The 22,402-nt window shown below is 70.6% G+C and carries 17 protein-coding genes; 3 read left to right on the plus strand and 14 right to left on the minus strand.

All coding sequences use genetic code 11. The features are described 5' to 3' along the window. Nucleotides 1–3: 3 nt before the first annotated feature. A complete protein-coding gene (locus ACFXOA_RS25770; RefSeq protein WP_385033119.1) occupies nucleotides 4–1,356 on the minus strand; it encodes a M16 family metallopeptidase in 1,353 nt (450 codons plus the stop codon). A 246-nt stretch (nucleotides 1,357–1,602) separates the two neighbouring features. On the opposite strand from ACFXOA_RS25770, the gene ACFXOA_RS25775 reads away from it, so the two are divergent. Then, nucleotides 1,603–4,053, plus strand: a complete 2,451-nt coding sequence (locus ACFXOA_RS25775) for a DNA topoisomerase (ATP-hydrolyzing) subunit A (RefSeq protein ID WP_385033122.1) — start codon at nucleotides 1,603–1,605, stop codon at nucleotides 4,051–4,053. 24 nt (nucleotides 4,054–4,077) lie between these two features. Here ACFXOA_RS25775 and ACFXOA_RS25780 read toward each other — a convergent pair whose 3' ends face one another. Both ACFXOA_RS25780 and ACFXOA_RS25785 read right to left on the minus strand, forming a co-directional pair. Beyond that, nucleotides 4,078–5,142 (minus strand): CobW family GTP-binding protein, encoded by a 1,065-nt coding sequence (locus ACFXOA_RS25780; protein ID WP_385033125.1) that lies wholly within the window; start codon nucleotides 5,140–5,142, stop codon nucleotides 4,078–4,080. A 20-nt stretch (nucleotides 5,143–5,162) separates the two neighbouring features. Beyond that, nucleotides 5,163–6,326 (minus strand): citrate synthase, encoded by a 1,164-nt coding sequence (locus ACFXOA_RS25785; protein ID WP_385033128.1) that lies wholly within the window; start codon nucleotides 6,324–6,326, stop codon nucleotides 5,163–5,165. 145 nt (nucleotides 6,327–6,471) lie between these two features. Here ACFXOA_RS25785 and ACFXOA_RS25790 point away from each other — a divergent pair, with 145 nt between their 5' ends. Beyond that, complete coding sequence (locus tag ACFXOA_RS25790) at nucleotides 6,472–7,836, plus strand: citrate/2-methylcitrate synthase (protein ID WP_385033131.1); 1,365 nt, start codon at nucleotides 6,472–6,474, stop codon at nucleotides 7,834–7,836. An 80-nt stretch (nucleotides 7,837–7,916) separates the two neighbouring features. Here the strand turns inward: ACFXOA_RS25790 and ACFXOA_RS25795 are convergent, their stop codons facing one another. The 7 genes from ACFXOA_RS25795 to ACFXOA_RS25825 form a co-directional block, all read right to left on the minus strand. Then, nucleotides 7,917–8,924 (minus strand): LacI family DNA-binding transcriptional regulator, encoded by a 1,008-nt coding sequence (locus ACFXOA_RS25795; RefSeq protein WP_385033134.1) that lies wholly within the window; start codon nucleotides 8,922–8,924, stop codon nucleotides 7,917–7,919. A gap of 213 nt (nucleotides 8,925–9,137) precedes the next feature. Beyond that, nucleotides 9,138–10,730: a cation acetate symporter gene (locus ACFXOA_RS25800; protein WP_385033137.1), complete on the minus strand. Its 1,593-nt coding sequence runs from the start codon at nucleotides 10,728–10,730 to the stop codon at nucleotides 9,138–9,140. Beyond that, complete coding sequence (locus ACFXOA_RS25805; protein ID WP_385033141.1) at nucleotides 10,727–11,203, minus strand: DUF485 domain-containing protein; 477 nt, start codon at nucleotides 11,201–11,203, stop codon at nucleotides 10,727–10,729. Before ACFXOA_RS25805 ends, ACFXOA_RS25800 begins: the two co-directional genes overlap by 4 nt. A 96-nt stretch (nucleotides 11,204–11,299) precedes the next feature. Continuing rightward, nucleotides 11,300–11,980, minus strand: a complete 681-nt coding sequence (locus ACFXOA_RS25810) for a response regulator (protein ID WP_385033144.1) — start codon at nucleotides 11,978–11,980, stop codon at nucleotides 11,300–11,302. Then, on the minus strand, nucleotides 11,977–13,140 hold the full coding sequence (locus ACFXOA_RS25815) for a sensor histidine kinase (protein WP_385033147.1): 1,164 nt from the start codon (nucleotides 13,138–13,140) through the stop codon (nucleotides 11,977–11,979). Before ACFXOA_RS25815 ends, ACFXOA_RS25810 begins: the two co-directional genes overlap by 4 nt. Continuing rightward, nucleotides 13,137–13,676 carry a DUF1453 domain-containing protein gene (locus ACFXOA_RS25820; RefSeq protein WP_385033150.1) on the minus strand — a complete coding sequence of 180 codons (540 nt, stop codon included), beginning with the start codon at nucleotides 13,674–13,676 and terminating at the stop codon, nucleotides 13,137–13,139. Before ACFXOA_RS25820 ends, ACFXOA_RS25815 begins: the two co-directional genes overlap by 4 nt. Before the next feature lie 119 nt (nucleotides 13,677–13,795). Next, nucleotides 13,796–15,922, minus strand: coding sequence for a type IIA DNA topoisomerase subunit B (locus ACFXOA_RS25825; protein WP_385033153.1), 2,127 nt, complete (start codon nucleotides 15,920–15,922; stop codon nucleotides 13,796–13,798). Between the two features lie 433 nt (nucleotides 15,923–16,355). On the opposite strand from ACFXOA_RS25825, the gene ACFXOA_RS25830 reads away from it, so the two are divergent. Next, nucleotides 16,356–16,586 (plus strand): hypothetical protein, encoded by a 231-nt coding sequence (locus ACFXOA_RS25830; protein WP_073748127.1) that lies wholly within the window; start codon nucleotides 16,356–16,358, stop codon nucleotides 16,584–16,586. Nucleotides 16,587–16,697: 111 nt separating this feature from the next. Here the strand turns inward: ACFXOA_RS25830 and ACFXOA_RS25835 are convergent, their stop codons facing one another. From ACFXOA_RS25835 to ACFXOA_RS25850, 4 genes are all read right to left on the minus strand, one after another. Next, nucleotides 16,698–17,528: a S1 family peptidase gene (locus tag ACFXOA_RS25835; RefSeq protein ID WP_385033156.1), complete on the minus strand. Its 831-nt coding sequence runs from the start codon at nucleotides 17,526–17,528 to the stop codon at nucleotides 16,698–16,700. Between the two features lie 198 nt (nucleotides 17,529–17,726). Continuing rightward, complete coding sequence (locus ACFXOA_RS25840; RefSeq protein ID WP_385033159.1) at nucleotides 17,727–19,271, minus strand: RNA polymerase sigma factor; 1,545 nt, start codon at nucleotides 19,269–19,271, stop codon at nucleotides 17,727–17,729. 323 nt (nucleotides 19,272–19,594) lie between these two features. After that, complete coding sequence (locus ACFXOA_RS25845; protein ID WP_385033162.1) at nucleotides 19,595–20,482, minus strand: FadR/GntR family transcriptional regulator; 888 nt, start codon at nucleotides 20,480–20,482, stop codon at nucleotides 19,595–19,597. A 159-nt stretch (nucleotides 20,483–20,641) separates the two neighbouring features. Then, a complete protein-coding gene (locus tag ACFXOA_RS25850) occupies nucleotides 20,642–22,402 on the minus strand; it encodes an ATP-binding cassette domain-containing protein (protein WP_385033165.1) in 1,761 nt (586 codons plus the stop codon).

The raw sequence follows: 22,402 nt of genomic DNA on the forward strand, positions 1-22,402 counted from the left end.
CGGTCACTTGTCGGCCCCCTCGTGCGCGTCGCCGCCGTCCGTCTCGTCCGCCGGTTCCACCGGCTCGTAGACCAGGACCGCACGGTTGTCGGGGCGCAGGTGCGCCCGGGCCGCGGCCCTGACCTCGTCGGCGGTCACATCGAGGACCCGGCCGACCGCGGTCAGGGCGAGCTGAGGGTCGCCGAACAGGACCGCGTAGCGGCACAGTTCGTCGGCGCGGCCGGCGACCGTACCGAGCCTGTCGAGCCACTCCCGCTCCAACTGCGCCTGGGCGCGCTCCATCTCCTCGGGAGTCGGCCCCTCCTCGGCGAAGCGCGCGAGCTCCTCGTCGACGGCCGCCTCGATCTGCGGCACCTCGACACCACCGGAGGTCTTGACGTCCAGCCAGCCCAGCGAGGGCGCCCCGGCCAGCCGGAGCAGCCCGAAGCCGGCGGCGACCGCCGTACGGTCGCGTCGGACCAGGCGGTTGTGCAGACGGGACGACTCGCCGCCGCCGAGCACCGTCAGCGCGAGGTCCGCCGCGTCGCACTCGCGGGTGCCGTCGTGCGGCAGCCGGTAGGCGGCCATGAGCGCACGCGCGGGGACCTCCTCGCGGACGACCTCGCGCAGCTGCTCGCCGATGATGCCGGGCAGTGTGCCGTCGCGCGGGGGCTGCTTCCCGTCGTGGGAGGGGATGGAGCCGAAGTACTTCTCGATCCAGGCGAGCGTCTGTTCCGGATCGATGTCGCCGACCACGGAGAGCACCGCGTTGTTCGGCGCGTAGTACGTGCGGAAGAACGCCTGCGCGTCCTCGAGCGTCGCCGCGTCGAGGTCGGCCATCGAGCCGATGGGCGTGTGATGGTACGGGTGGCCCTCCGGGTAGGCGAGGGCGGTGAGCCTCTCGAAGGCCGTGCCGTAGGGGACGTTGTCGTAGCGCTGGCGGCGCTCGTTCTTCACCACGTCCCGCTGGTTCTCCATGGACTCCTCGTCGAGCGCGGCGAGCAGCGAGCCCATGCGGTCGGCCTCGAGCCACAGGGCCAGCTCCAGCTGGTGCGTGGGCATCGTCTCGAAGTAATTGGTGCGTTCGAAGCTCGTCGTGCCGTTCAGGGAGCCGCCGGCCCCCTGCACCAGCTCGAAGTGGCCGTTCCCCTTGACCTGGCCCGAGCCCTGGAACATCAGGTGCTCGAAGAGGTGGGCCAGGCCCGTGCGGCCCTTGACCTCGTGGCGGCTGCCGACGTCGTACCAGAGGCAGACCGCGGCCACGGGGGTCAGATGGTCCTCGGAGAGCACCACGCGCAGGCCGTTGGCCAGGCGGTGCTCGGTCGCCGTCAAACCGCCGGAACCGGCCTGGGCTGTGGCCGTGTGACCCATGGGCATGTACGTCCCTTCGATCGGTACAGGATTTCCTGCCGGACCTGCCACTCTAAGCAAGCGCACGGGCACCTGGCGAAGTTCCCGGTGGGTGAATGTTGTCGTAGATGCTGCCGTAAACAGGGGGTCCGGGGGGCCGCCGGGGCACGCTACGGACGGGTCGAGGTCGGCGTTGTCGGCGGGGCGGTCCACAATGGTCGGCGTCAGAACCTGAGGTTGCCCGACAGAATCTGTGAAGGAGTCGCAGCCGCGATGGCCCGCCGCAGCACGAAAACCCCGCCGCCGGACGACTTCGAGGAGAAGATCCTCGACATCGACGTCGTCGACGAAATGCAGGGCTCCTTCCTCGAGTACGCGTACTCGGTGATCTACTCCCGGGCGCTGCCCGATGCCCGGGACGGCATGAAGCCGGTGCACCGGCGGATCGTGTCCCAGATGCACGAGATGGGGCTGCGCCCCGACCGCGGCTACGTCAAGTGCGCCCGGGTCGTCGGCGAGGTGATGGGCAAGCTGCACCCGCACGGCGACGCGTCGATCTACGACGCGCTGGTGCGCATGGCGCAGCCGTTCTCCATGCGCCTGCCCCTGGTCGACGGGCACGGCAACTTCGGCTCCCTGGGCAACGACGACCCGCCGGCCGCCATGCGGTACACCGAGTGCCGCATGGCCGACGCCACGTCCCTGATGACGGAGTCGATCGACGAGGACACCGTCGACTTCCAGTCGAACTACGACGGCCAGGAGCAGGAGCCCGTCGTCCTGCCGGCGGCCTACCCGAACCTCCTGGTCAACGGTGCTTCCGGGATCGCGGTCGGCATGGCGACCAACATGCCGCCGCACAACCTCGGCGAGGTCGTCGCCGCGGCCCGCCATCTGATCAGGCACCCGGGTGCGGACCTCGAGACGCTGATGCGGTTCGTCCCGGGCCCGGATCTGCCGACCGGCGGCAGGATCGTCGGCCTGGGCGGCATCAAGGACGCCTACGCCACCGGGCGCGGCACGTTCAGGATCCGCGCGACGGTCGCCATAGAGAACGTCACGGCCCGCCGCAAGGGTCTCGTCGTGACCGAACTCCCCTTCACCGTCGGCCCGGAGAAGGTGATCGCCAAGATCAAGGACCTGGTCGGCTCCAAGAAGCTCCAGGGCATCGCGGACGTCAAGGACCTCACGGACCGGGCGCACGGTCTGCGGCTGGTGATCGAGGTCAAGAACGGCTTCGTCCCGGAGGCCGTGCTGGAACAGCTCTACAAGCTGACGCCGATGGAGGAGTCCTTCGGCATCAACAACGTGGCCCTGGTCGACGGGCAGCCGCTCACCCTGGGGCTCAAGGAGCTCCTGGAGGTCTACCTCGACCACCGCTTCGACGTGGTGCGCCGGCGCAGCGAGTTCCGCAGGACCAAGCGTCGCGACCGGCTGCACCTGGTCGAGGGGCTGCTCGTCGCGCTCCTCGACATCGACGAGGTCATCCGCCTCATCCGGGACAGCGACAACTCGGCGCAGGCGAAGGAGCGCCTGATGGAGCGCTTCTCGCTGAGCGAGACCCAGACGCAGTACATCCTGGACACCCCGCTGCGCAGGCTCACCCGCTTCGACCGGATCGAGCTGGAGGGCGAGCGCGACAAGCTCACCGAGGAGATCGCCCAGCTGACGGCGATCCTCGAGTCGGACGCCGAGCTGCGCAAGCTCGTCTCCGCCGAACTCGCCGCAGTGGCGAAGAAGTTCGGCACGGACCGGCGTACGGTCCTGCTGGAGTCGTCCGGTTCCCAGGTCGCCTCGGTGCCGCTCGAGGTGGCCGACGACCCGTGCCAGGTGCTCCTCTCCTCGACCGGGCTGCTGGCCCGTACGGCGGGCCCCGGGCCCGTCGAGCAGGCCGAGGACGCCCGGCGCGTGAAGCACGACGCGATCGTCTCGGCGGTGGCCGCGACGGCACGCGGGGACGTGGGCGCGGTGACGTCCGCGGGGCGGCTGCTGAGGCTCTCGGTGATCGACCTGCCGCAGCTCCCGGACACGCATGCCGCCCCGAACCTGGCGGGCGGGGCACAGATCTCGGAGTTCCTGACGCTGGACGCGGACGAGGAGCTGATCTGCCTGACGACGCTGGACGAGGCGGCGCAGGGCCTGGCCATCGGCACCCTTCAGGGGGTGGTGAAGCGCGTGGTGCCCGACTACCCGGCCAACAAGGACGAGTTGGAGGTCATCTCGCTGAAGGACGGCGACCGGATCGTCGGTGCCACCCAGCTGCGCACGGGTGAGGAGGATCTCGTCTTCATCACCTCGGACGCGCAACTGCTCCGCTATCCGGCCGCGTCGGTGCGTCCTCAGGGGCGGCCGGCGGGCGGCATGGCGGGCGTGAAGCTCGCCGCGGGCGCCGTCGTCCTGTCCTTCACCGCTGTGGATCCGGCCGAGGACGCGGTGGTGTTCACGGTCGCCGGGTCGCACGGCACCCTGGACGACTCGGAGCGGACGTGGAAGCTCACGCCGTTCGACCAGTACCCGCGCAAGGGCCGGGCCACGGGCGGGGTGCGCTGCCAGCGCTTCCTCAAGGGTGAGGACGTCCTGGTGTTCGCCTGGGCGGGCGGGACCCCGGCGAGGGCCGCCCAGAAGAACGGCGCGCCCGCGCAGCTCCCGGAACCGGATCCGCGCCGCGACGGCTCGGGCACACCGCTGACCAGTCCGGTCGCGGTGATCGCCGGTCCTCTGTAGGACATCGGGCCGGACGGCGGGGGCTCAGTCCTCCTCGCCGTCCGGCCGGTGTACGTACCGCAGGACGCCCCACATCGCGCGTTCCAGCTCCTCCGTGGCGGTCTGCGAGGGGTCCTGGCAGGCGTCGAGCTCCTTGTGGAGCGCGGCGGCGTCGATCCCCGACCCGATGAGCACCAGTTGAGTCAGCCGCGTCTCGCCCCGGCCCCAGGGCAGTGGTTCGAAACGGAGGAAGCGGCCGACGGCGTGCAGGGTGTAGCGGTTGCCCGGGTCGCCCGCGCCGAAGTCCGCGAATCCCTTGATCCGGTAGAGCCCGGCGGGCCTGGAGTCGAGGAAGGCCATGAAACGGCGGGGGTCGAGCGGCACGCCGGCGGTGAAGGAAAGGGTCTCGTAGGCCGCGTGCGCGTGCGGGTCGTGCATCCGGTCGTCCTCGGGGAGGAGGTCCTCGAACGTCAGCTGGCGGGTGCCCTCGTCGCCCTCGGGCCGCGTCACCGGGTCGATCAGCAGCTCCGGTCCGATCCGCCCGTACGCCGTGCTGACGACCGCCGCCCGGCCGCCCGCTTCCTCCACGGCCTCGCGTACGGACCGGAGTTCCTCGTCCGTGGCGCGGTCGGTCTTGTTCAGGACGATCAGGTCGGCGACTCCGAGATGCCGTGCGATCTCGGGGTGACGCTCGCGCGTCGCCGTGAACTCGGCGGTGTCGACGACCTCCACCAGCCCGCCGTACCGGACACGGGGGTTGTCGCTGGCCAGCAGCATCCGTACGAGTTCCCGGGGTTCGGCCAGTCCGCTCGCCTCGATGACGATCATGTCCAGTCCGGCGGACGGCGCCGTCAAGGTCTCCAGATAGCCGTCGAGCTCGCTCGCGTCGACGGCGCAGCACATGCAGCCGTTGCCGAGCGAGACCGTGGAACCGACCTGCCCGGCTACGGTCATGGCGTCGATCTCGATCGAACCGAAGTCGTTGACGACCACCCCGATCCGGTTTCCCGCCCTGTTGCGGAGCAGATGGTTGAGCAGCGTCGTCTTACCGGATCCGAGGAAACCCGCGAGGACGACGACCGGGATCTGCGGGGCGGGTGGCGGGGTCAACAGGGCCTTCCTCGGGTCGTTCAGGGTGCCGGTACGGGGCGGGGCGGCGGAGGCCCGACGTAGCGGGCCGCCGGGCGGATGATCTTCGAGTCCTCCGCCTGCTCCAGGATATTGGCGCTCCACCCGACCATGCGCGCGGCACAGAAGGTGGGCGTGAACATCTCGCGCGGCAGCCCGCAGAGCTCCATGACGACACCCGCGTAGAACTCCACGTTGGTGTGCAGTTCGCGTCCCGGTTTGAGCTCGGCGAGGATCGCCTCCACCTGGCGCTCGACCTCGACGGCGAAGTCGACGAGCGGACCGCCGAAGCCCTGCGCCACCGAGCGCAGCATGCGCGAGCGCGGGTCCTCGGTGCGGTAGACGGGATGGCCGAACCCCATGATGCGCTCGCCGGCGAGAACCCGCTCGCGGATCCACGCGTCGATGCGGTCCGGCGTTCCGATGGCGTCCAGTGTGTCCAGCGCCCTGCTGGGTGCGCCTCCGTGCAGAGGTCCGGAGAGCGCTCCGACGGCTCCGGTGAGGCAGGCGGCGGTGTCGGCTCCGGTGGACGCGATCACCCGGGCGGTGAACGTGGAGGCGTTGAACCCGTGGTCGACGGTGGAGACGAGGTAGCGCTCCACCGCGGCCGCCGGTGCCGCTTCCGGCTCCTCGCCGGTGAGCATGTGGAGGTAGTTCGCGGCGAACGGCAGGTCGTCACGTGGTGGTACCGGCTCGAGCCCCCGGCCCAGGCGGTACAGGGAGGTCAGCAGGGTCGGGACCACCGCGCACACGGCGAGCGCGTCCTCCCGGCGCCGGTCGGTGTCGATGTCGTACACCGGGCGGAAGCCCGCCGACGCCCCGAAGAGCGAGAGAGCGGTCCGCAGTCCGGCGAGCGGGCCCGCCGTCGCTCCGGCCCTGGCGATGCCGGGCAGTGCGGCCCGCACGTCGGCCGGCAGCCGGCGCAGACCGGCGGTGCGCGCGACGAAGGCGGCGCTCTCGTCCCGGTCCGGCAGCCGGCCGTGGAACATCAGGTACCAGACGTCCTCGAAGCCGCGGCTGCCCGCCAGCTCGACCGCGGAGTACTCCCTGTAGTGGTAGAAGCCCTCCTGGCCTCGCACATCTCCCAGTTCGGTGTCGGTGACGACCACTCCGGCGAGACCGCGAGGGACGTCGGGCGGCGCGGTACGGGTGCGCGTTGCGGGCATGGCTGATTTCTCCTTCACCGATCCATGAACATTGATCCCACCTTCATTGAATGACGATGTGGATGTCAATGTTGACTGAATCAATATGTAATCCATGAGGGAGACTGGGACATGGTCAAGTCATGGACGGGGATACGGTGGCGCCATGACGCAAGACACCCCGCTTTCGCCCGACCCGTCGCCCGGAGCCGGTACGTACGAGGGGGAAGCCGGTAGGCCCCGGCTCACCACCCAGGAGGCGGCGGAACGTCTCGGCGTGAAGCCCGAGACCGTCTACGCGTACGTGAGCAGGGGGCAGCTCACCAGCAGGCGCACCCCGGGCGCGCGCGGCAGCACGTTCGACGCGGCCGAGGTGGACGCCCTCTCCCGCCGGACGGGGCGCCGGGACCCCCAGCCTTCGGCAACGGGTGAGCTGGTCTTCCGCACCGGCATCACGCTCATCCAGCCGGACCGCTACTTCTACCGCGGCGTCGACGCGGCCGAGCTCGCCCGGCGCCACAGCTACGAGGAGGTGGCCGAGTGGATCTGGACCGGTGAACTCCACCCGGGCGTGCGGTTCAGGGCGGCCGAGGACTCGCTCGCCGCCGCGCGGCGGACAGCCGCCGCCCTTCCAGTGCACAGCAGTTCGACGGACCGGCTCCGAGCGGCGGTGGCCGCCGCGGCGGCCACCGACCCGCTGCGGTTCGACCTCTCGCCGGATGGGGTGCTGAGCTGCGCGCGCGGCTTGCTGCCGGCCCTGGTGGGCGCACTGCCGGCCTTGGGGGGCGCGCTCCCGGCCTTGGCGGGCGGCGCGCCGCCGAACGCCGGGAACGGAGACCTGGATTCCCGTGACGGTGGTTCGCCCACGTCCCGCTCGCTCGCGTCCCAGCTGTGGCCGAGGCTCTGCACCGCACCCGCCGATCCCGCGTCACTGACCGTGCTGGACGCCGCGCTCGGGCTGCTGGCGGACCACGATCTGGCGGCGTCCACCCTGGCCGCGCGCGTCGCCGCGTCGACCCACGCCCACCCCTACGCAGTGGTCTCGGCGGGACTCGGCGCCCTGGAGGGTCCGCTGCACGGCGCCGCGAGCGGGGCCGCGCACCGGATGCTCTCGGAGGCCGTCGGGCGGGGCGACGTGGCTCCGGTCGTCGCCGACCACCTGCGGGCGGGCCGGCGCGTACCCGGACTCGGTCACCGCCTCTACACCGGCGAGGACCCCCGGGCGACCGTACTGTTCGCCCTCCTGGAGGAGGTTCCCCGTGCGGCTCCGGCGCTGGCCGCCGCCCGCGCCGTGGTCGCGACGACCGCCCGTCACACCCCGCTGCACGCCAATGTCGACCTGGCGTTGGCGGTGCTCTCGGTCGCCTGCGGCATGCCCGCCGAGGCAGGCGAGACGGTGTTCGCCGTGTCCCGCACGGCGGGCTGGATCGCCCACGCGATGGAGGAGTACACCGAGCGTCCGCTGCGACTGCGGCCGAGCGGGCGGTACACCGGGCCGCGCCCGCCCCAGCCGCTCCCCACGAACCGCTGAACCGGCTCGGCGCGCCGGCCCCGCAGCCCCAAGGTGCTGCAAATTAGCTACAGCCGACGCAAGATCTCGCGGGGCAGCCCTCAGCGGGACGGACGCGCCGTCGAACCGCGGACCACGAGTTCCGGCTCGAAGAGCAGCTCGTCGGAGGGAACGGTCCGCCCGGCGATCTGGACCGAGAGCAGTTCGACCGCTGCCCTGCCCATGGCTTCGATCGGCTGGCGGACCGTGGTCAGCGGCGGTTCGGTGCAGTTCATGAACGCCGAGTCGTCGTAACCGACGACCGAGACGTCCCCGGGCACCGACAGGCCGCGGCGCCGTGCGGCCCGTACGGCGCCGAGCGCCAGCGGGTCGCTCGCGCAGATGATGCCGGTGACCCCTTCGTCGAGGAGCCGTGTGGCAGCCGCCTGGCCTCCCTCGATCGAGAACATCGCGCGTACCACCCGCTCGTCGGGCACCGTGACGCCCTCCTGCGCGGCGAGCGCCCGGGCCGCGGACAGCTTGCGCTGGGAGGGCATGTGGTCGGCCGGGCCCAGGACGAACCCGATCTTCTCGTGCCCGAGGGACACGAGATGGCGCCAGGCCTGCTCGACGGCCACGGAGTCGTCGCACGAGACCGCGGGGAACCCGAGATGGGCGATGGCCGCGTTGATCAGGACGACCGGGATCTTGCGGTCGGCGAGCACCTTGTAGTGGTCGTGAGGGGCGTCCGCCTGGGCGTAGAGACCACCGGCGAACACGACCCCGGACACCTGCTGCTGGAGCAGGAGCTCGACATAGTCCGCCTCGGACACCCCGCCCTTGGTCTGCGTGCACAGCACCGGGGTCAGCCCCTGCTGGGCGAGCGCGCCGCCGACCACCTCGGCGAAGGCCGGGAAGATCGGGTTCTGCAGCTCCGGCAGAACCAGCCCGACCAGCCGCGCACGTTCACCGCGCAGCTGCGTCGGACGCTCGTACCCCAGCACGTCGAGGGCGGAGAGGACGGCCTGCCGTGTGGCGTCGGAGACGCCCGGCTTGCCGTTCAGCACGCGGCTGACCGTGGCCTCGCTGACTCCTACTTTCTGGGCAACCTGAGCAAGTCGTCGCGTCATAAGCGCAAGATTAGCGCAAGAAACGCAAGAAGATTGCGTTGCGGTCGATACCCGTAGAACGCTCACAGACGAGGGCCGCGATGGCAAGCCCGGGAACGGCCGCCGCACCGGATCCGCCACTGGGGCACCCCCACCCTGACAGCCGTACGGCGGCGGAGAAGCCGGGCGGCGCGCCACCCCCTTGACCGGTGAACGGCGCCTGCCCCGGCTGAGTCAGGCGGCCCCCGCCCCGGTGAGCGACCGGACCTCGGTCTCCGCGTGCTTGGCCGGGTCGGGCGGCTCCGGCGAGGTGACCGTGCCGATCCAGCCGGCCAGGAAGCCCGCCGGGATCGACACCAGGCCGGGGTTCTCCAGGGGGAAGAGTGCGAAATCCACGCCGGGGAAGAGCGAACCGGGGCCACCGGAGACGATCGGGGAGAGCAGAACGAGCGTGAGGGCCGGGAGCAGCCCGCCGTAGACGGACCAGACCGCACCCCGGGTGGTGAAATTCCGCCAGAACAGGGAGTACACCAGCGCGGGCAGATTGGCGGAGGCGGCGACGGCGAAGGCCAGGCCCACCAGGAACGCCACGTTCAGGTCCTGGGCGAGCAGGCCCAGCCCGATGGCCACCACTCCGATGCCGGCGGCGGCGGCCCTCGCGACGCCGACCTCGCTCCGCTCCCTGCCGCCCGGACGCCGGAGCGAGGCGTAGAGGTCGTGGGCCACGGACGCCGAGGAGGCGAGGGTGATACCGGCGACGACGGCGAGGATCGTGGCGAAGGCGATGGCGGCGACGACGGCGAAGAGCACCGTGCCCCCCGTGGATCCCTCGCCGCCGCCCAGGACGAGGGCGAGAAGCGGGACAGCCGTGTTTCCGGAGGCGCTGGACGCCCGGACGTCCGCGGAGCCCACGAGTGCGGCCGCCCCGAAGCCGAGCACGATCGTCATGAGGTAGAAACTGCCGATCAGTCCGATGGACCACACGACCGAACGCCGGGCAGCACGCGCCGTGGGCACCGTGTAGAAGCGCGACAGGATGTGCGGCAGACCGGCCGTGCCGAGGACCAGCGCCAGACCGAGGCTGATGAAATCGAGCCGCGCCGTCCAGTTCTCCCCGTACTTCAGCCCGGGCGAGAGGAAGTCGCTCCCGTGCCCGCTGCGGTCGGCGGCCGTGGTGAGCAGGGCGTTGAAGTCACCGTGGAAGCGGACGAGGACGAGAGTGGTGAGCGCGACGGCTCCGCTCATCAGCAGGACGGTCTTGACGATCTGGATCCAGGTCGTGGCACGCATGCCGCCCAGGGACACGTAGACGACCATGAGTGCTCCGACCCCCACCACGGTCCAGGACCGGGCCGTGTCGCTCGTACCTCCGAGCAGGAGGGCCACGAGGCTGCCCGCCCCCACCATCTGGGCCACCAGGTACAGGACCGAGACCGTGACCGAGGAGGCGCCCACCGCCGTGCGCACCGGACGCTCCGCCATACGGGCCGCGACCACGTCGGCCAGCGTGAAACGGCCGCAGTTGCGCACGAGTTCGGCCACCAGCAGCAGGACGACGAGCCATGCCACGAGGAAGCCGACGGAGTAGAGCATGCCGTCGTACCCGAACAGGGCGATCAGTCCGGAGATGCCGAGGAAGGATGCGGCGGACATGTAGTCGCCGGCGATGGCGAATCCGTTCTCCATCGGGGAGAAGAGCCGCCCGCCCGCGTAGAACTCCTCCGCGGAACCCTGCCGGTTGCGCCCGACCCAGGTGGTGATCCCCAGCGTCACGGCGATGAACACGCTGAAGAGCAGCAGGGCCAGCGTCTGGTGGTCCTCCCTCACCGGTCAGCCCCTCTGGTCATCTCCTGCGTCTCCCAGCGGAGTTCGAGTGCGGCGCGGTCGCGGTGCAGCCGGGCGTGACGCACGTACGCCCAGGTGAGGAGGAAGGTGGTGAGGAACTGCCCGAGCCCCGCCAGCATGGCGACGTTGAGTGCGCCCGCGACAGGCCGCGCCATGAGGTCGTGCGCCGTGGTGGCCGCGACGACGTAGGCGAGGTACCAGATGAGGAAGGCCGCCGCGGCGGGTGCCACGAACCTGCGGTAGCGGCGGCGTACTTCGCGGAACGCGGGGCTGCGCTGCACCTCCAGATAGATCTCGGCGGCGCTGGGAGCCCGCTGTTCTCCCGGCCGGGGCCACCCCCCGTCGGCCGCTTCCGCCCTCGCGCCGCCCGGCTCGCTCCATCCGGCGGCCGGAGCCTCGTACCACGGGTCCTCGAGCCGCATCGCTGCGGCGTCCGGCCCTGCTTCCTTCTCCACCTACAACTCCCTTGTCCGCGAGCCTTTTCGGCCGCGTAGCCAAGAATGGGCAGATCGGGAAGATCCCGGGCACATCATTCGCCCTGCTTCACCATTTCAGGTGACGGAAGTGCCAGGTGGCTGTGCGAGACCCCTGCCGTACGCATAGCGGACGGCCCCGGTTCTGTCGCGTGCCCCCGTCTTGGCGAAGAGGTTGTTGATGTGGGTCTTGACCGTCGCCCGGGAGATGTGGAGGGTGCGGGCGATCTCGGTGTTGGACAGTCCGTCGGCGATGAGGACCAGCACCTCCGCCTCCCGGGCGGTGAGGCCGTCGGGAAGTTCCCCGGGGGCAGGCGCCGCCTCCTGTACGGCGGTCTGAGCGGTGACCCGCTCCAGCAGCCGGCTCTGGATCTTCGGTGAGAGGCTCGCGTCCCCGGCGAGCACCGCCGCGACGGCCTGGGCGATCTCCTCGGCCTCCGCGTCCTTGGTCAGGTAGCCACGCGCACCCGCCTGGAGAGCGGTGAACAGCGAGTCGTCGTCGGCGAAGGTGGTGAGGACCACCACCTGGGTGCGTGGATGGTCGCGCCTGATCCGGCGCGTGGCCTCGACGCCGTCGCAACGGGGCATCCTGAGGTCCATCAGGACCACGTCGGGAGACCTCTCCGCCACGAGGGCGACCGCTTCGTCGCCGTCCTTCGCCGCACCGACCACCTCGATGTCCGGCAACAGGCCCAGCAGCATGACGATGCCCTCGCGCACCACCGACTGGTCGTCGGCGACGACCACCCGCGCGCTCACGCCGGCACCCGCAGACTCACCACGAACCCCTCCTCGTCCGGTCCTGCCTCCAGCGTCCCGCCGAGCAGTTCGGCACGCTCCCTCATCCCCACAAGACCGTAACCCGAGCCACTGACAGCCAGTTCGCCCGCCGGACGCCGGCCACCCGAGTCACGCACCTGCAGAGCGACCGCGTCGGGCTCGTACTCCAGCCTGACGGTGACGGCCGCCCCGGGCGCGTGTTTCCGGGTGTTGGTCAGCGCCTCCTGCGCGACCCTGCGTACCGCCTGGGACGCCTCGGCGGTCAGCTCCCGGGTCTCCCCCACGACCGACACCTCCGCGGGCTCGCCCGACACCAGTTGCCGCAGGAAGTCCTCCACAGGGGTCATCTCCCCGCGCAGGGCGGACAGCGCCTGCCTGGTCTCCGCGAGGCCCTCGCGCGCCATGGAACGCGCTGCCACGACCCGCTCCAGCACCTGGTCGCGGAACTCCCCGGAGGGCTCCCGTTCGATCAGCAGCCGCGCGGCCTCCAGGTGCACCAGTTGGGCGGAGAGGCTGTGCGCCAGCACGTCGTGGATCTCGCGGGCGATCCTGGACCGCTCCGCCAGCGCCGCCGCCCCGGCCTCCGCATTCCTGGCGGCCCTCTCCTGGGTCAGCAGCCGCTGGGAGGCGCCGCGGGCTTCGGCGTCGAGCCGCAGCACGTACCCGCCGAGGCAGAGGCTGCCCGTGGTGATCACGGTCGTCAGCCAGCCGTCGCCCTTGGTCACCGCGTAGGCCAGAAGCGTGACCGCGGTGAACGGTACCGCCGCGAAGAGCGGAAGGCGCCCCAGGGCGACCACGGCGCATCCGCACCACAACCCGACGGCGAGCGCCCCGGCACCCGCGCGCAGGGAGAGGAACGCCACCACCGTCAGCAGGAGCAGCAGCCCCACGGAGGGCCACAGCCGGTGCTCCCTGGTGGTCCGGAAGAAGGCTCTCGCCATCGCCGCGCAGCCCGCGGTCACCGCGGGTGCGACAGCGACCTGCCAGAGGGTGAAGCGTCCGTCCGTGAAGGCGTCCCAGAGGAGGCCGCAGACCACGGCGGCCCACACCATGCGCTGGATCAGCCTCCGCAGCCCGGTGCGAGGGGGTTTGGTCAGAGCCTCCCTGCTGGGCCAGCTCAGCCACGTGGCGCGGTTCACGCCCCGCCCTTCGAGGCGGTCCCGAAGGCCGCCACGGATGCTTCGCCGGCCTGGGGACCCGTGGTCGTCCCGTGGCGACCACGCAGGTCCTTGGCCCGCAGCGCCAGGACACCACCGCGAGCGAGCAGCATCGCCGCGAGCGAGACGAGCAGCGCAGCCGTCCCCTGGTGGACGCCCAGCAGGACGGCCGCCACCGCCAGCGAGACGCGCACCGCGATCCCGCCCGCCCACACGAAGAGGGTGGCCCTCGTCCCCCGGCTCCACACGGAGTCGTCCGGCCCCTGCCACAGGCGAGCGGTCCATCCCCACCCCGCACCGGTCGCGAGACCCGCCACCAGGGCGGCACCCAGCATGGCGGCGGAGAGCGTCTCGTGGTGGGGGTCGATGGCCCCGTCGGAGCGCAGGGCGACGACGAAGAGGACCGCGGGCAGCAGCCACCAGCGCCGTGTCTCCCCGATCCGCCGGTCCGAGAACTGGCGCACGACGACGAGCGCGACCACCGTGATGATCACCAGGATGTTGAACAACTCCGACATTGCGGCCTCCGTGGACGTGAAGTTCGATGCCGTCAACGCTAGGGAGGTTCGGGCGTCGTGAGATCGGCTCCAGGGCTGACCGTGGGTGGAGATCGATCTCCACCCACGGGTGGAGCGTCTCAGACGTCGATGCGGGAGCGGTCCAGGGTCGCCGCGGAACTGGTGATGAACTCCTTGCGGGGCGCGACCTCGTTGCCCATGAGCAGGTCGAAGATCTGCTCCGACGACTCCAGGTCGCCGATGTTGATCCGCCGCAGGGTGCGGTGGCGCGGGTCCATCGTGGTCTCCGCCAGCTGGTCGGCGTCCATCTCGCCCAGCCCCTTGTACCGCTGGATCGAGTCCTTGAACCGGACGTTCTTCCGCTGCAGCTCCAGCAGGGTCTGCCGGAGCTCGTTGTCGGAGTAGGTGTAGATGTACTTGTCCTGGCCCTTCTTGGGCTGGACGAGCTCGATCCGGTGCAGCGGGGGCACTGCCGCGAAGACCCTGCCCGCCTCGACCATCGGCCGCATGTAGCGCTGGAAGAGCGTCAGCAGCAGGGTCCGGATGTGCGAACCGTCGACGTCGGCGTCGGTCATCATGATGACCTTGCCGTACCTGGCCGCGTCGATGTCGAAGGTACGCCCGGAGCCCGCTCCTATGACCTGGATGATGGCACCGCACTCGGCGTTCTTGAGCATGTCCGAGACGGACGACTTCTGGACGTTGAGGATCTTGCCCCGGATGGGCAGCAGGGCCTGGAACTCACTGTTGCGGGCCAGCTTCGCGGTGCCGAGGGCCGAGTCCCCCTCGACGATGAAGAGCTCGCTGCGCTCCACGTCGTCGCTCCGGCAGTCGGCGAGCTTGGCGGGGAGCGACGACGACTCGAGGGCGGTCTTGCGGCGCTGGGCGTCCTTGTGCTGCCTGGCCGCGATGCGGGTGCGGGCCGCGGCGACCGCCTTGTCCAGAACCGCCCTGGCCTGGGCCTTGGCGTCGCGCTTGGTGGACGTCAGGAACGCCTTGAGTTCCTTGGCGACCACGTTGGCCACGATCCGGTTGGCCGCGGAGGTGCCCAGCACCTCCTTGGTCTGCCCTTCGAACTGGGGCTCCGCGAGGCGCACGGTGACGACCGCGGTCAGCCCCTCCAGCGCGTCGTCCTTGACGATGTCGTCCTCGGCGACACGGAGCAGCTTGGCGGAACGCAGCGCCTCGTTGACGGTCCGAGTGAGGGAGCGTTCGAAGCCCGTCACGTGGGTACCGCCCTTGGGGGTGGCGATGATGTTCACGAAGGACTTGATGTTGGTGTCGTAGCCGGTACCCCAGCGCAGGGCGATGTCGACGCCCAGCTCCCGGGTGACCTCGGTCGCCGTCATGTGGCCGCGGTCGTCCAGGACGGGGACGGTCTCCTTGAAGGTCCCCGTCCCGCTCAGCCGCTGGACGTCGCAGACCGCCTTGTCCTGCGCCAGGTACTCGCAGAACTCGCTGATGCCTCCGTCGAAGCGGAAGGTCTCCTCGGTCTTGCCCTCGCCGTCGATTCCACGCTCGTCGCGCACGACGATGGTGAGGCCGGGCACGAGGAAGGCGGTCTGGCGGGCCCGCTGGTAGAGCGTCTCGAGACTGAGCCTGGCGTCCTTGAGGAAGATCTGGCGGTCCGCCCAGTACCTCACCCGGGTGCCGGTACGCGTCTTCGGCACGCGCTTGCCCTTGCGGAGCCCGTTCGCCGGGTCGAACGGGCTGTCCGGCCCCGACTCGGTGAACATCCCGGGGACGCCGCGCCGGAAGCTGATGGAGTGGGTGGCGCTGTTCCGGTCGACCTCGACGTCCAGACGGGCGGAGAGCGCGTTCACGACCGAGGCGCCGACGCCGTGCAGACCACCCGACGCCGCGTACGAGCCTCCGCCGAACTTTCCGCCGGCGTGGAGCTTGGTCATGACGACCTCGATGCCGGAGAGCCCGGTCTTCGGCTCGACGTCCACCGGGATGCCCCGGCCGTTGTCGCGCACCTCGACGGAACCGTCGTCGTGGAGGATGACCTCGATGGCGTCGCAGTACCCCCCGAGGGCCTCGTCCACGGAGTTGTCGATGATCTCCCAGAGGCAGTGCATGAGCCCGCGGCTGTCCGTGGACCCGATGTACATCCCGGGGCGCTTGCGCACCGCTTCGAGCCCTTCGAGGACGAGAAGGTGCCGCGCGGTGTAGTTGGAGCTGTCCCTGTCTGCGCCGCCTGCTCCGGTCAGCAGCGCAGTCGACGGCACGGAATCGGCGGTCACGCGGTTCGCTCCTCGCTGAATTTCATTTGGGGCCCAGTGGGTGACGGGCTCGGCCTCGGTAGCCGCTGAGAGCCTACCGAGGCCTGGTAGAGCGGTTGTAACGCCACCCAGGGGGAATCCTTATGCTAGTCCAGCCTCGCATACACGTTCGATCATTCGTTGGGGTGACGTGCACATCACGTTCCCTTCGAGGCATGAACCATTTAGGCTCCGGGCACGTCCTCAAGAACAACCGGCAAGCCAGCCGGGGGGACCGGCCCACACAAGCAACGCGAAACCGTAGCGCTACGCAATACGGCACATTCGCCGCCAACCGGCGACAGACAGCCACTCCGAGAAGAAGTTTCGAAGAAATGCCACGAGCGGGAACGTTTTCGGCCTGGTTGGATGTTGACCCTGGTACGACAGCTCGTCGAGCTAGAGAAGAGGCGACGTGACTACTGTTCTGACCCCCGCGAGCCCGCTGACCGCAGCAGACCGCTGTGACCGTTGCGGCGCCCAGGCCTATCTGCGCGTCGTGCTGATCAGTGGCGGTGAACTGCTCTTCTGTGCCCACCACGGGCGCAAGTTCGAGCCGGAACTCAAGAAGATCGCCGCGGAAATACAGGATGAGACGGACCGGCTCACCGCCGTACAGGCAAGTGCCGCCGACGAGGAACACTGACACCTCGCATCCACGACGAGCCATGGGCACGGTCCCCGACCGGCCGACGGGCGGTCTCCCCCCAGGGGAGACCGCCCGTTCTCGTGCCCCGCGCAGGGCGCGGTCAGGGGGTCAGCCGACCTCAGTCATCCACCGGATCGCGGCGGACACCCGCGTGTACACACCGGGGCTGCCCGGACTCCCGCAGCCGCTGCCCCACGAGACGAGCCCGATGAGGCGCCCACGGGCCACCAGCGGGCCTCCGCTGTCCCCCTGGCAGGCATCCCGCCCTCCCGCCGTGTCACCGGCGCAGAGCATCGTCGAGGGCTCGTACGCGCCCTGTGTGCCGCCCGGGTAGGCCCTGGCGCAGTCACCGTCCGGCAGCACCCGCACCTTCGCCGCGCGCAGGCCGGCGGAGTAGGCCCCGTACCCGGTCATGTCCCCCCAGCCGTACACCGTCGCGGTGGTGCCCTCCGTGTACGCGGCGTCACCGGCTCCGGCCATGGGGATGACGCTCCCCTTCGGCAGCGCGCGGGACAGGGTGAGGACGGCCAGGTCGGCGGAGTTGGTGCGCGAGTCGTAGGACGGGTTGACCCACACCGAGCGGACCGGGATCTCCTGGCCCCCCGGCCCGTCCAGCTCGTCCCTCCCTGCGATGATCCGGAGGTCCCGGATCTCCGAGGCGGCGGAGCCGAGGACGTCCTCCCCCATGCAGTGTGCGGCCGTCAGCACCCGGTCGGGCGCGACCGCCACTCCCCCGCAGAACTGGCCCGCCCGGGTACCTCCGAACCGGTCACGGCTGGAGACGGCCACGGCCCAAGGGCTGTCGGCGACGGCCGCCGGCCTTCCTCCGACGATGATGCTGTCCGCCTCCGCGGAGGCCGGAGGGCCGAGGGATATCGCCGTGGTGGCGAGGGCCAGGGTGAACACTGCGGGGAGGACGCGGACGGGAACGCGGTGCATGAGGGCTCCTGACTCCTGGGTGAACACTGCCCACTCAGCGTCATCCCCCGCCGCGCCCGCCGCACGCGGACATGGGCCGGGCCCGGAACCTCAGGAGGTTCCGGGCCCGGCCCATGTGCGTCGTCGCCCGAAGGGCGTGCTCCGGATGTTGCGCCGTCCGCCAGGAGGGCGGACAGGCGGGACTTCCGGAACCCGCTCCTAGTCGAGGTAGTCGCGCAGCACCTGCGAGCGCGACGGGTGACGGAGCTTCGACATCGTCTTGGACTCGATCTGGCGGATGCGCTCTCGCGTCACCCCGTAGACCTTGCCGATCTCGTCCAGCGTCTTCGGCTGCCCGTCGGTGAGGCCGAAACGCATCGAGACGACGCCCGCCTCACGCTCGGAAAGGGTGTCGAGCACGGAGTGCAGCTGCTCCTGGAGCAGGGTGAAGCTCACCGCGTCCGCGGGCACGACGGCCTCGGAGTCCTCGATCAGGTCTCCGAACTCGCTGTCCCCGTCCTCACCCAGCGGGGTGTGGAGGGAGATCGGCTCGCGGCCGTACTTCTGGACCTCGATGACCTTCTCAGGGGTCATGTCGAGCTCCTTGGCCAGCTCCTCGGGAGTGGGCTCACGCCCGAGGTCCTGAAGCATCTGGCGCTGCACACGGGCGAGCTTGTTGATGACCTCGACCATGTGCACCGGGATGCGGATGGTGCGGGCCTGGTCGGCCATGGCGCGGGTGATCGCCTGGCGGATCCACCAGGTGGCGTACGTGGAGAACTTGTAGCCCTTGGTGTAGTCGAACTTCTCCACGGCACGGATCAGACCGAGGTTGCCCTCCTGGATGAGGTCCAGGAAGAGCATGCCGCGGCCGGTGTAACGCTTGGCCAGCGACACCACGAGCCTGAGGTTGGCCTCCAGCAGGTGGTTCTTCGCCCGGCGGCCGTCCTCGGCGATGATCTCCAGTTCGCGCTTGAGCTTCGGCGCGAGCTTGTCGGAGTTCGCGAGCTTGTCCTCGGCGAAGAGACCGGCCTCGATGCGCTTGGCCAGCTCCACCTCCTGCTCGGCGTTGAGGAGGGGAACCTTGCCGATCTGCTTGAGGTAGTCCTTGACCGGGTCGGCCGTGGCACCGGCGACGGCGACCTGCTGCGCGGGCGCGTCGTCCTCGTCGTCGTCGGAGAGGACGAAGCCCTTGTTCTCGCCCTCGCCCTCCTCTTCCTCGCCCTTGCCGACCTTGACCTCCTCGACGACCTCGTCGCCGTCGAGAAGCTCGTCGTCCTGCTTGCCTGACTTCTTCGCCGCGGTCTTCTTGACCGCGGTCTTCTTGGCGGCGGCCTTCTTGGCGACCGTCTTCTTGGCCGCGGCCTTCTTCGCGGGGGCGGCGACGGTGTCGCCGGCTGCCTCGTCCGTGCTCTCGGCCGCCGGGGCGGCGGATGCCGCGACGGTCCGCGTCACGGCCGTCTTGGCCGGAACAGTCTTGGTGGCGGTGCGCTTGACCGGGCTCTTCGCTGCGACGCTCTTGCGGGCGCGCTTAGGCGACTCCGCGGCACTGACCATCAGCGTCACACCCTCTTCCTCGAGGATCTGGTTGAGGCTGCGCAGAACATTTTTCCACTGGGTTGGCGGAATCTGGTCAGCCTCGAAGGCCCGACGCACGTCATCGCCGGCGATCTGCCCATCAGCCTTTCCCCGCTCGATGAGCGCCATCACAGACTCTGACTCGGCGATCTCCGGCGGGAGCGTACGGGATGTGCTGGCCGACACGAACAACCTCTCGGAACGATGGAAACGGCTTCCGGCCCTGCCCTGAAGGGGGCTGGTACCGACGACCGTCGACTGGGGATGTCGCCGACGGCGCGGGCTTGGCCTCAGAACTGCACAGCGCACTACGTGGCTGCTGTATTCCTTCCGCGGCGGTCACCTCTTAAGTCATCGCACTGTTTCGAGGAGTGTTACGCCCAATTCGCGTGGCCCGAGTCACACCTCATACGCGACAAACATAACCAGAGGCCGCAAGTCCGCCCGACGTGCCGCCGAGCCGTCAGGCCCGGCGGCCCCGAGGACCGCACGGTCCGGCCCCGCGGTGCTCAGTGCTCGCGGGGCGCGGGAACCACCCGGTCCCCGTCGGCGTGGCCGACGAGCAGCTGCCGCATGGCCGCCTCGGCTCCCGCCGAGTCACCCGACGCGAGGGCCTCGACGATACGCGCGTGGTGCCCCAGAGACGCCTCGGCCGGCCGGTCACAGCCGGTGACGGGACCTCCGGAGACGTGCAGCGCCGCCGACACGATCCCGGAGAGATGCTCCAGCATGCGGTTGCCGGCCGCCTGGATGAGCAGACCGTGGAACTCGGCATCGGCCCTGGAGAAGGTGAGGGCGTCGCCCTGCCCCATCGCATGCCCCATGATCTCGATCATGTCCCCGAGCCTCTGCTGAACGTCCTCGCGCCCATGACCGGCGGCCAGACGGGCGGCCAGTGGCTCGATGGTCCAGCGGAGATCCTCGAGCTCGCGGCGCTGGTCATCACGCTGCGGCCCGAAGGCCCGCCACTCGATGATGTCGGGATCCAGCAGATTCCAGTCGCTCACCGGGCGCACCCGGGTGCCGACGTTGGGCCGGGCGCTGACAAGGCCCTTGGCCTCGAGAACGCGAAGGGATTCCCTCACAACGGTGCGGGAGACCTCGAATCGCTGACCGATCTCCTCCGGCACGAGCGGCCGGTCCGCACCGAGGTCACCGGAAACGATCATCTGGCCGAGCTGCTGGACAAGTTGGCCGTGAAGCCCACGGCCCCTGCCCGCGGCGCCCCGGCGGCCCGCCCTCCCCAGCTCCGTATCGGCGCCACCCCAGGAACGGAGCGCGGCGCGCTCGCCGGCCGGCGCCTCCGTGTAGGGGTAGCGGTCGAGTTCGCCCGGGCCGGCGAGGCCGGAATCGGCGGAGCGGGCGGCGGTCATCATGGTGTGCGCAAGGGTACTCACGCATCCTTTGTCGGCGCCGCTCAGCCGCCCCTTGAGGTCTTTGCTGAAAAGCACACGAAAGGGTGATCGGCACCCACCTCTCAATTGACGCGTTATCGGTATAAAACGCCCCCTACAAGAGAGTTGCCCCGATGGCACGGTCGAACTGGGGTTCCGCGGTCACCAACGGGCCCTCCCGCGAAGGCCGGTGAAGGCATAGGCGCAGACCAGGGCGGCCAACGACAGGGAGAGCGCGAGTCCGACGGGCTGGGTGACCACCCGCACCGCGGCCATCGCCCATCGGTCGGCCTCGTTCGGCCACTGCAGCCAGCCGAGTTCGCGCAGGCGGCCCGGCAGCCCCGCCACGGAGCGGACGGACGGCCCCGCGAGAAGTCTCTGCACGAGCGGCAGGACGAGCACAGGGACGGCCAGGACCGCGGCGACACCGGCGAGGGCCAGCCGGAACACGCCCGCCCCCAGCAGGCCTGCCCACGCGCACCCGATCGAGAGCCCCAGCCAACTGGCGGTCATCTGCGGAGCGTTCACCGGGACCGTCACGAGGTCCCCGCCGTAGACGAGGCGCAGGGCTTCGGCGTTGGCCAGGACGGAGAGCCCGGCGAGCAGTACGGCGACGCCCCCGGAGACCAGAAGCTTGGCCACCAGCAGCCCGAGGCGACGGGGGACCGTGCCGCGCCCGGCGGCGAGCGCCGGGTAGCGGAACTCGTCGCCGAAGCAGAGGGCACCCAGCAGTCCCGCGGCGAACGCGGCCGGGGGCAGCGGCAGCAGATCGGGCCAGGCCGCCAGGAGGCGGGGCAGCGGCGTCCCTCCGGTGCGGGCCAGCAGCACCGAGATGCCCGCCGAGACCGCCAGAACACCCGCCAGGATCAGTGCCGTTGTCCTGACGCCGAAGAGCCGGCGCAGTTCGTACCGCAGCGGGCGCAGAGGGCCGCGGGCCGGGCGCACGGTGATCGGAGGGGGCAGTTGCGAGATCGCGACGGTCGAGGCGGGCCCCGGCGGGACGATCCGGCGCGGTCCGCCGTCCGGGTCCGCGGCCGGAACGGCCGGCGGACCGGCGTCGCCGGTCTCGTCGGCGAGCTGGTGGACGGGAACGCCGTGCCGGTAGGCCGCGTCCCCCACCTCCGCGCAGCTGCTCCCGTACACGGAAAGCCGGGCGCCGCCCTCGGCGACCACCTCGACGGAACGCCGGGCGGCACGGGCCTCGCGGCTCACCACCGCGGCCAGCCTGGCCGCGTGCGGTGTCCGCACGGCGACCCGGGGACGCAGTCGTGTGCGTGCGAATTCCCGGACATCCTGGTCCGCGACCAGGCGCCCTCCGTCGATGGTGATCACACGGTCGGCCGCGTGGGCCGCTTCCCTGGGGTCACTGATCGCGTGAAGGACGGTTCCGCCCTCGGCGGCGTGCGCGCGGAGAAGGCCGTGGAGCCAGCTCCTCTCGCGCGGCGAGAGTCCCTCGGCGGGCTCGTCCAGGACGAGGGTGTGGGGATCGCCGAGCAGCGCCGAGGCGAGGCCGAGCCTTCGGTCCATGCCGGCGGAAAGGGTCCCGATGCGCTGATCCCCGAGGCCCGCCAGCCCGACGACCTCGAGTAGTTCGTCCGCCCGCGACGCCGGGACCCCGGCTGCGGCGCAGAGCATCCGGAGCTGGCCGCGAGCGGTGCGCGCGGGGTGCCCCGGGACGTCACCGAGCAGCACCCCGACTTCACGGGCGGGATGACCGATGCGGTGCAGTGGCCTGCCCTTGAAGTAGGTGACACCTCGCCCTGCTTCGATCTCGAGCATCAGGCGGAGGGCGGTGGTCTTGCCGGAGCCCGGGGCGCCGAGCAGCGCCGTGACGCAGCCGGACGGGGCTTCGAAGGTCAGGTCCTCGACGAATGGAGGACGGTCGTGGCGCGGGGCGCTGGTGAGTCCGATGGCCTGGAGCAT

This window comes from Streptomyces sp. NPDC059166, from assembly GCF_042755185.1.
In the GTDB taxonomy this organism is placed as follows: Bacteria; Actinomycetota; Actinomycetes; order Streptomycetales; family Streptomycetaceae; genus Streptomyces.

Coding starts and splice junctions, on each gene's coding strand:
- ACFXOA_RS25770 (WP_385033119.1), bottom strand. CDS start 1,356: ATGCCCATGGGTCACACGGCCACAGCCCAGGCCGGTTCCGGCGGTTTG.
- ACFXOA_RS25775 (WP_385033122.1), top strand. CDS start 1,603: ATGGCCCGCCGCAGCACGAAAACCCCGCCGCCGGACGACTTCGAGGAG.
- ACFXOA_RS25785 (WP_385033128.1), bottom strand. CDS start 6,326: ATGCCCGCAACGCGCACCCGTACCGCGCCGCCCGACGTCCCTCGCGGT.
- ACFXOA_RS25790 (WP_385033131.1), top strand. CDS start 6,472: ATGACGCAAGACACCCCGCTTTCGCCCGACCCGTCGCCCGGAGCCGGT.
- ACFXOA_RS25795 (WP_385033134.1), bottom strand. CDS start 8,924: ATGACGCGACGACTTGCTCAGGTTGCCCAGAAAGTAGGAGTCAGCGAG.
- ACFXOA_RS25820 (WP_385033150.1), bottom strand. CDS start 13,676: ATGTCGGAGTTGTTCAACATCCTGGTGATCATCACGGTGGTCGCGCTC.
- ACFXOA_RS25835 (WP_385033156.1), bottom strand. CDS start 17,528: ATGCACCGCGTTCCCGTCCGCGTCCTCCCCGCAGTGTTCACCCTGGCC.
- ACFXOA_RS25850 (WP_385033165.1), bottom strand. CDS start 22,402: ATGCTCCAGGCCATCGGACTCACCAGCGCCCCGCGCCACGACCGTCCT.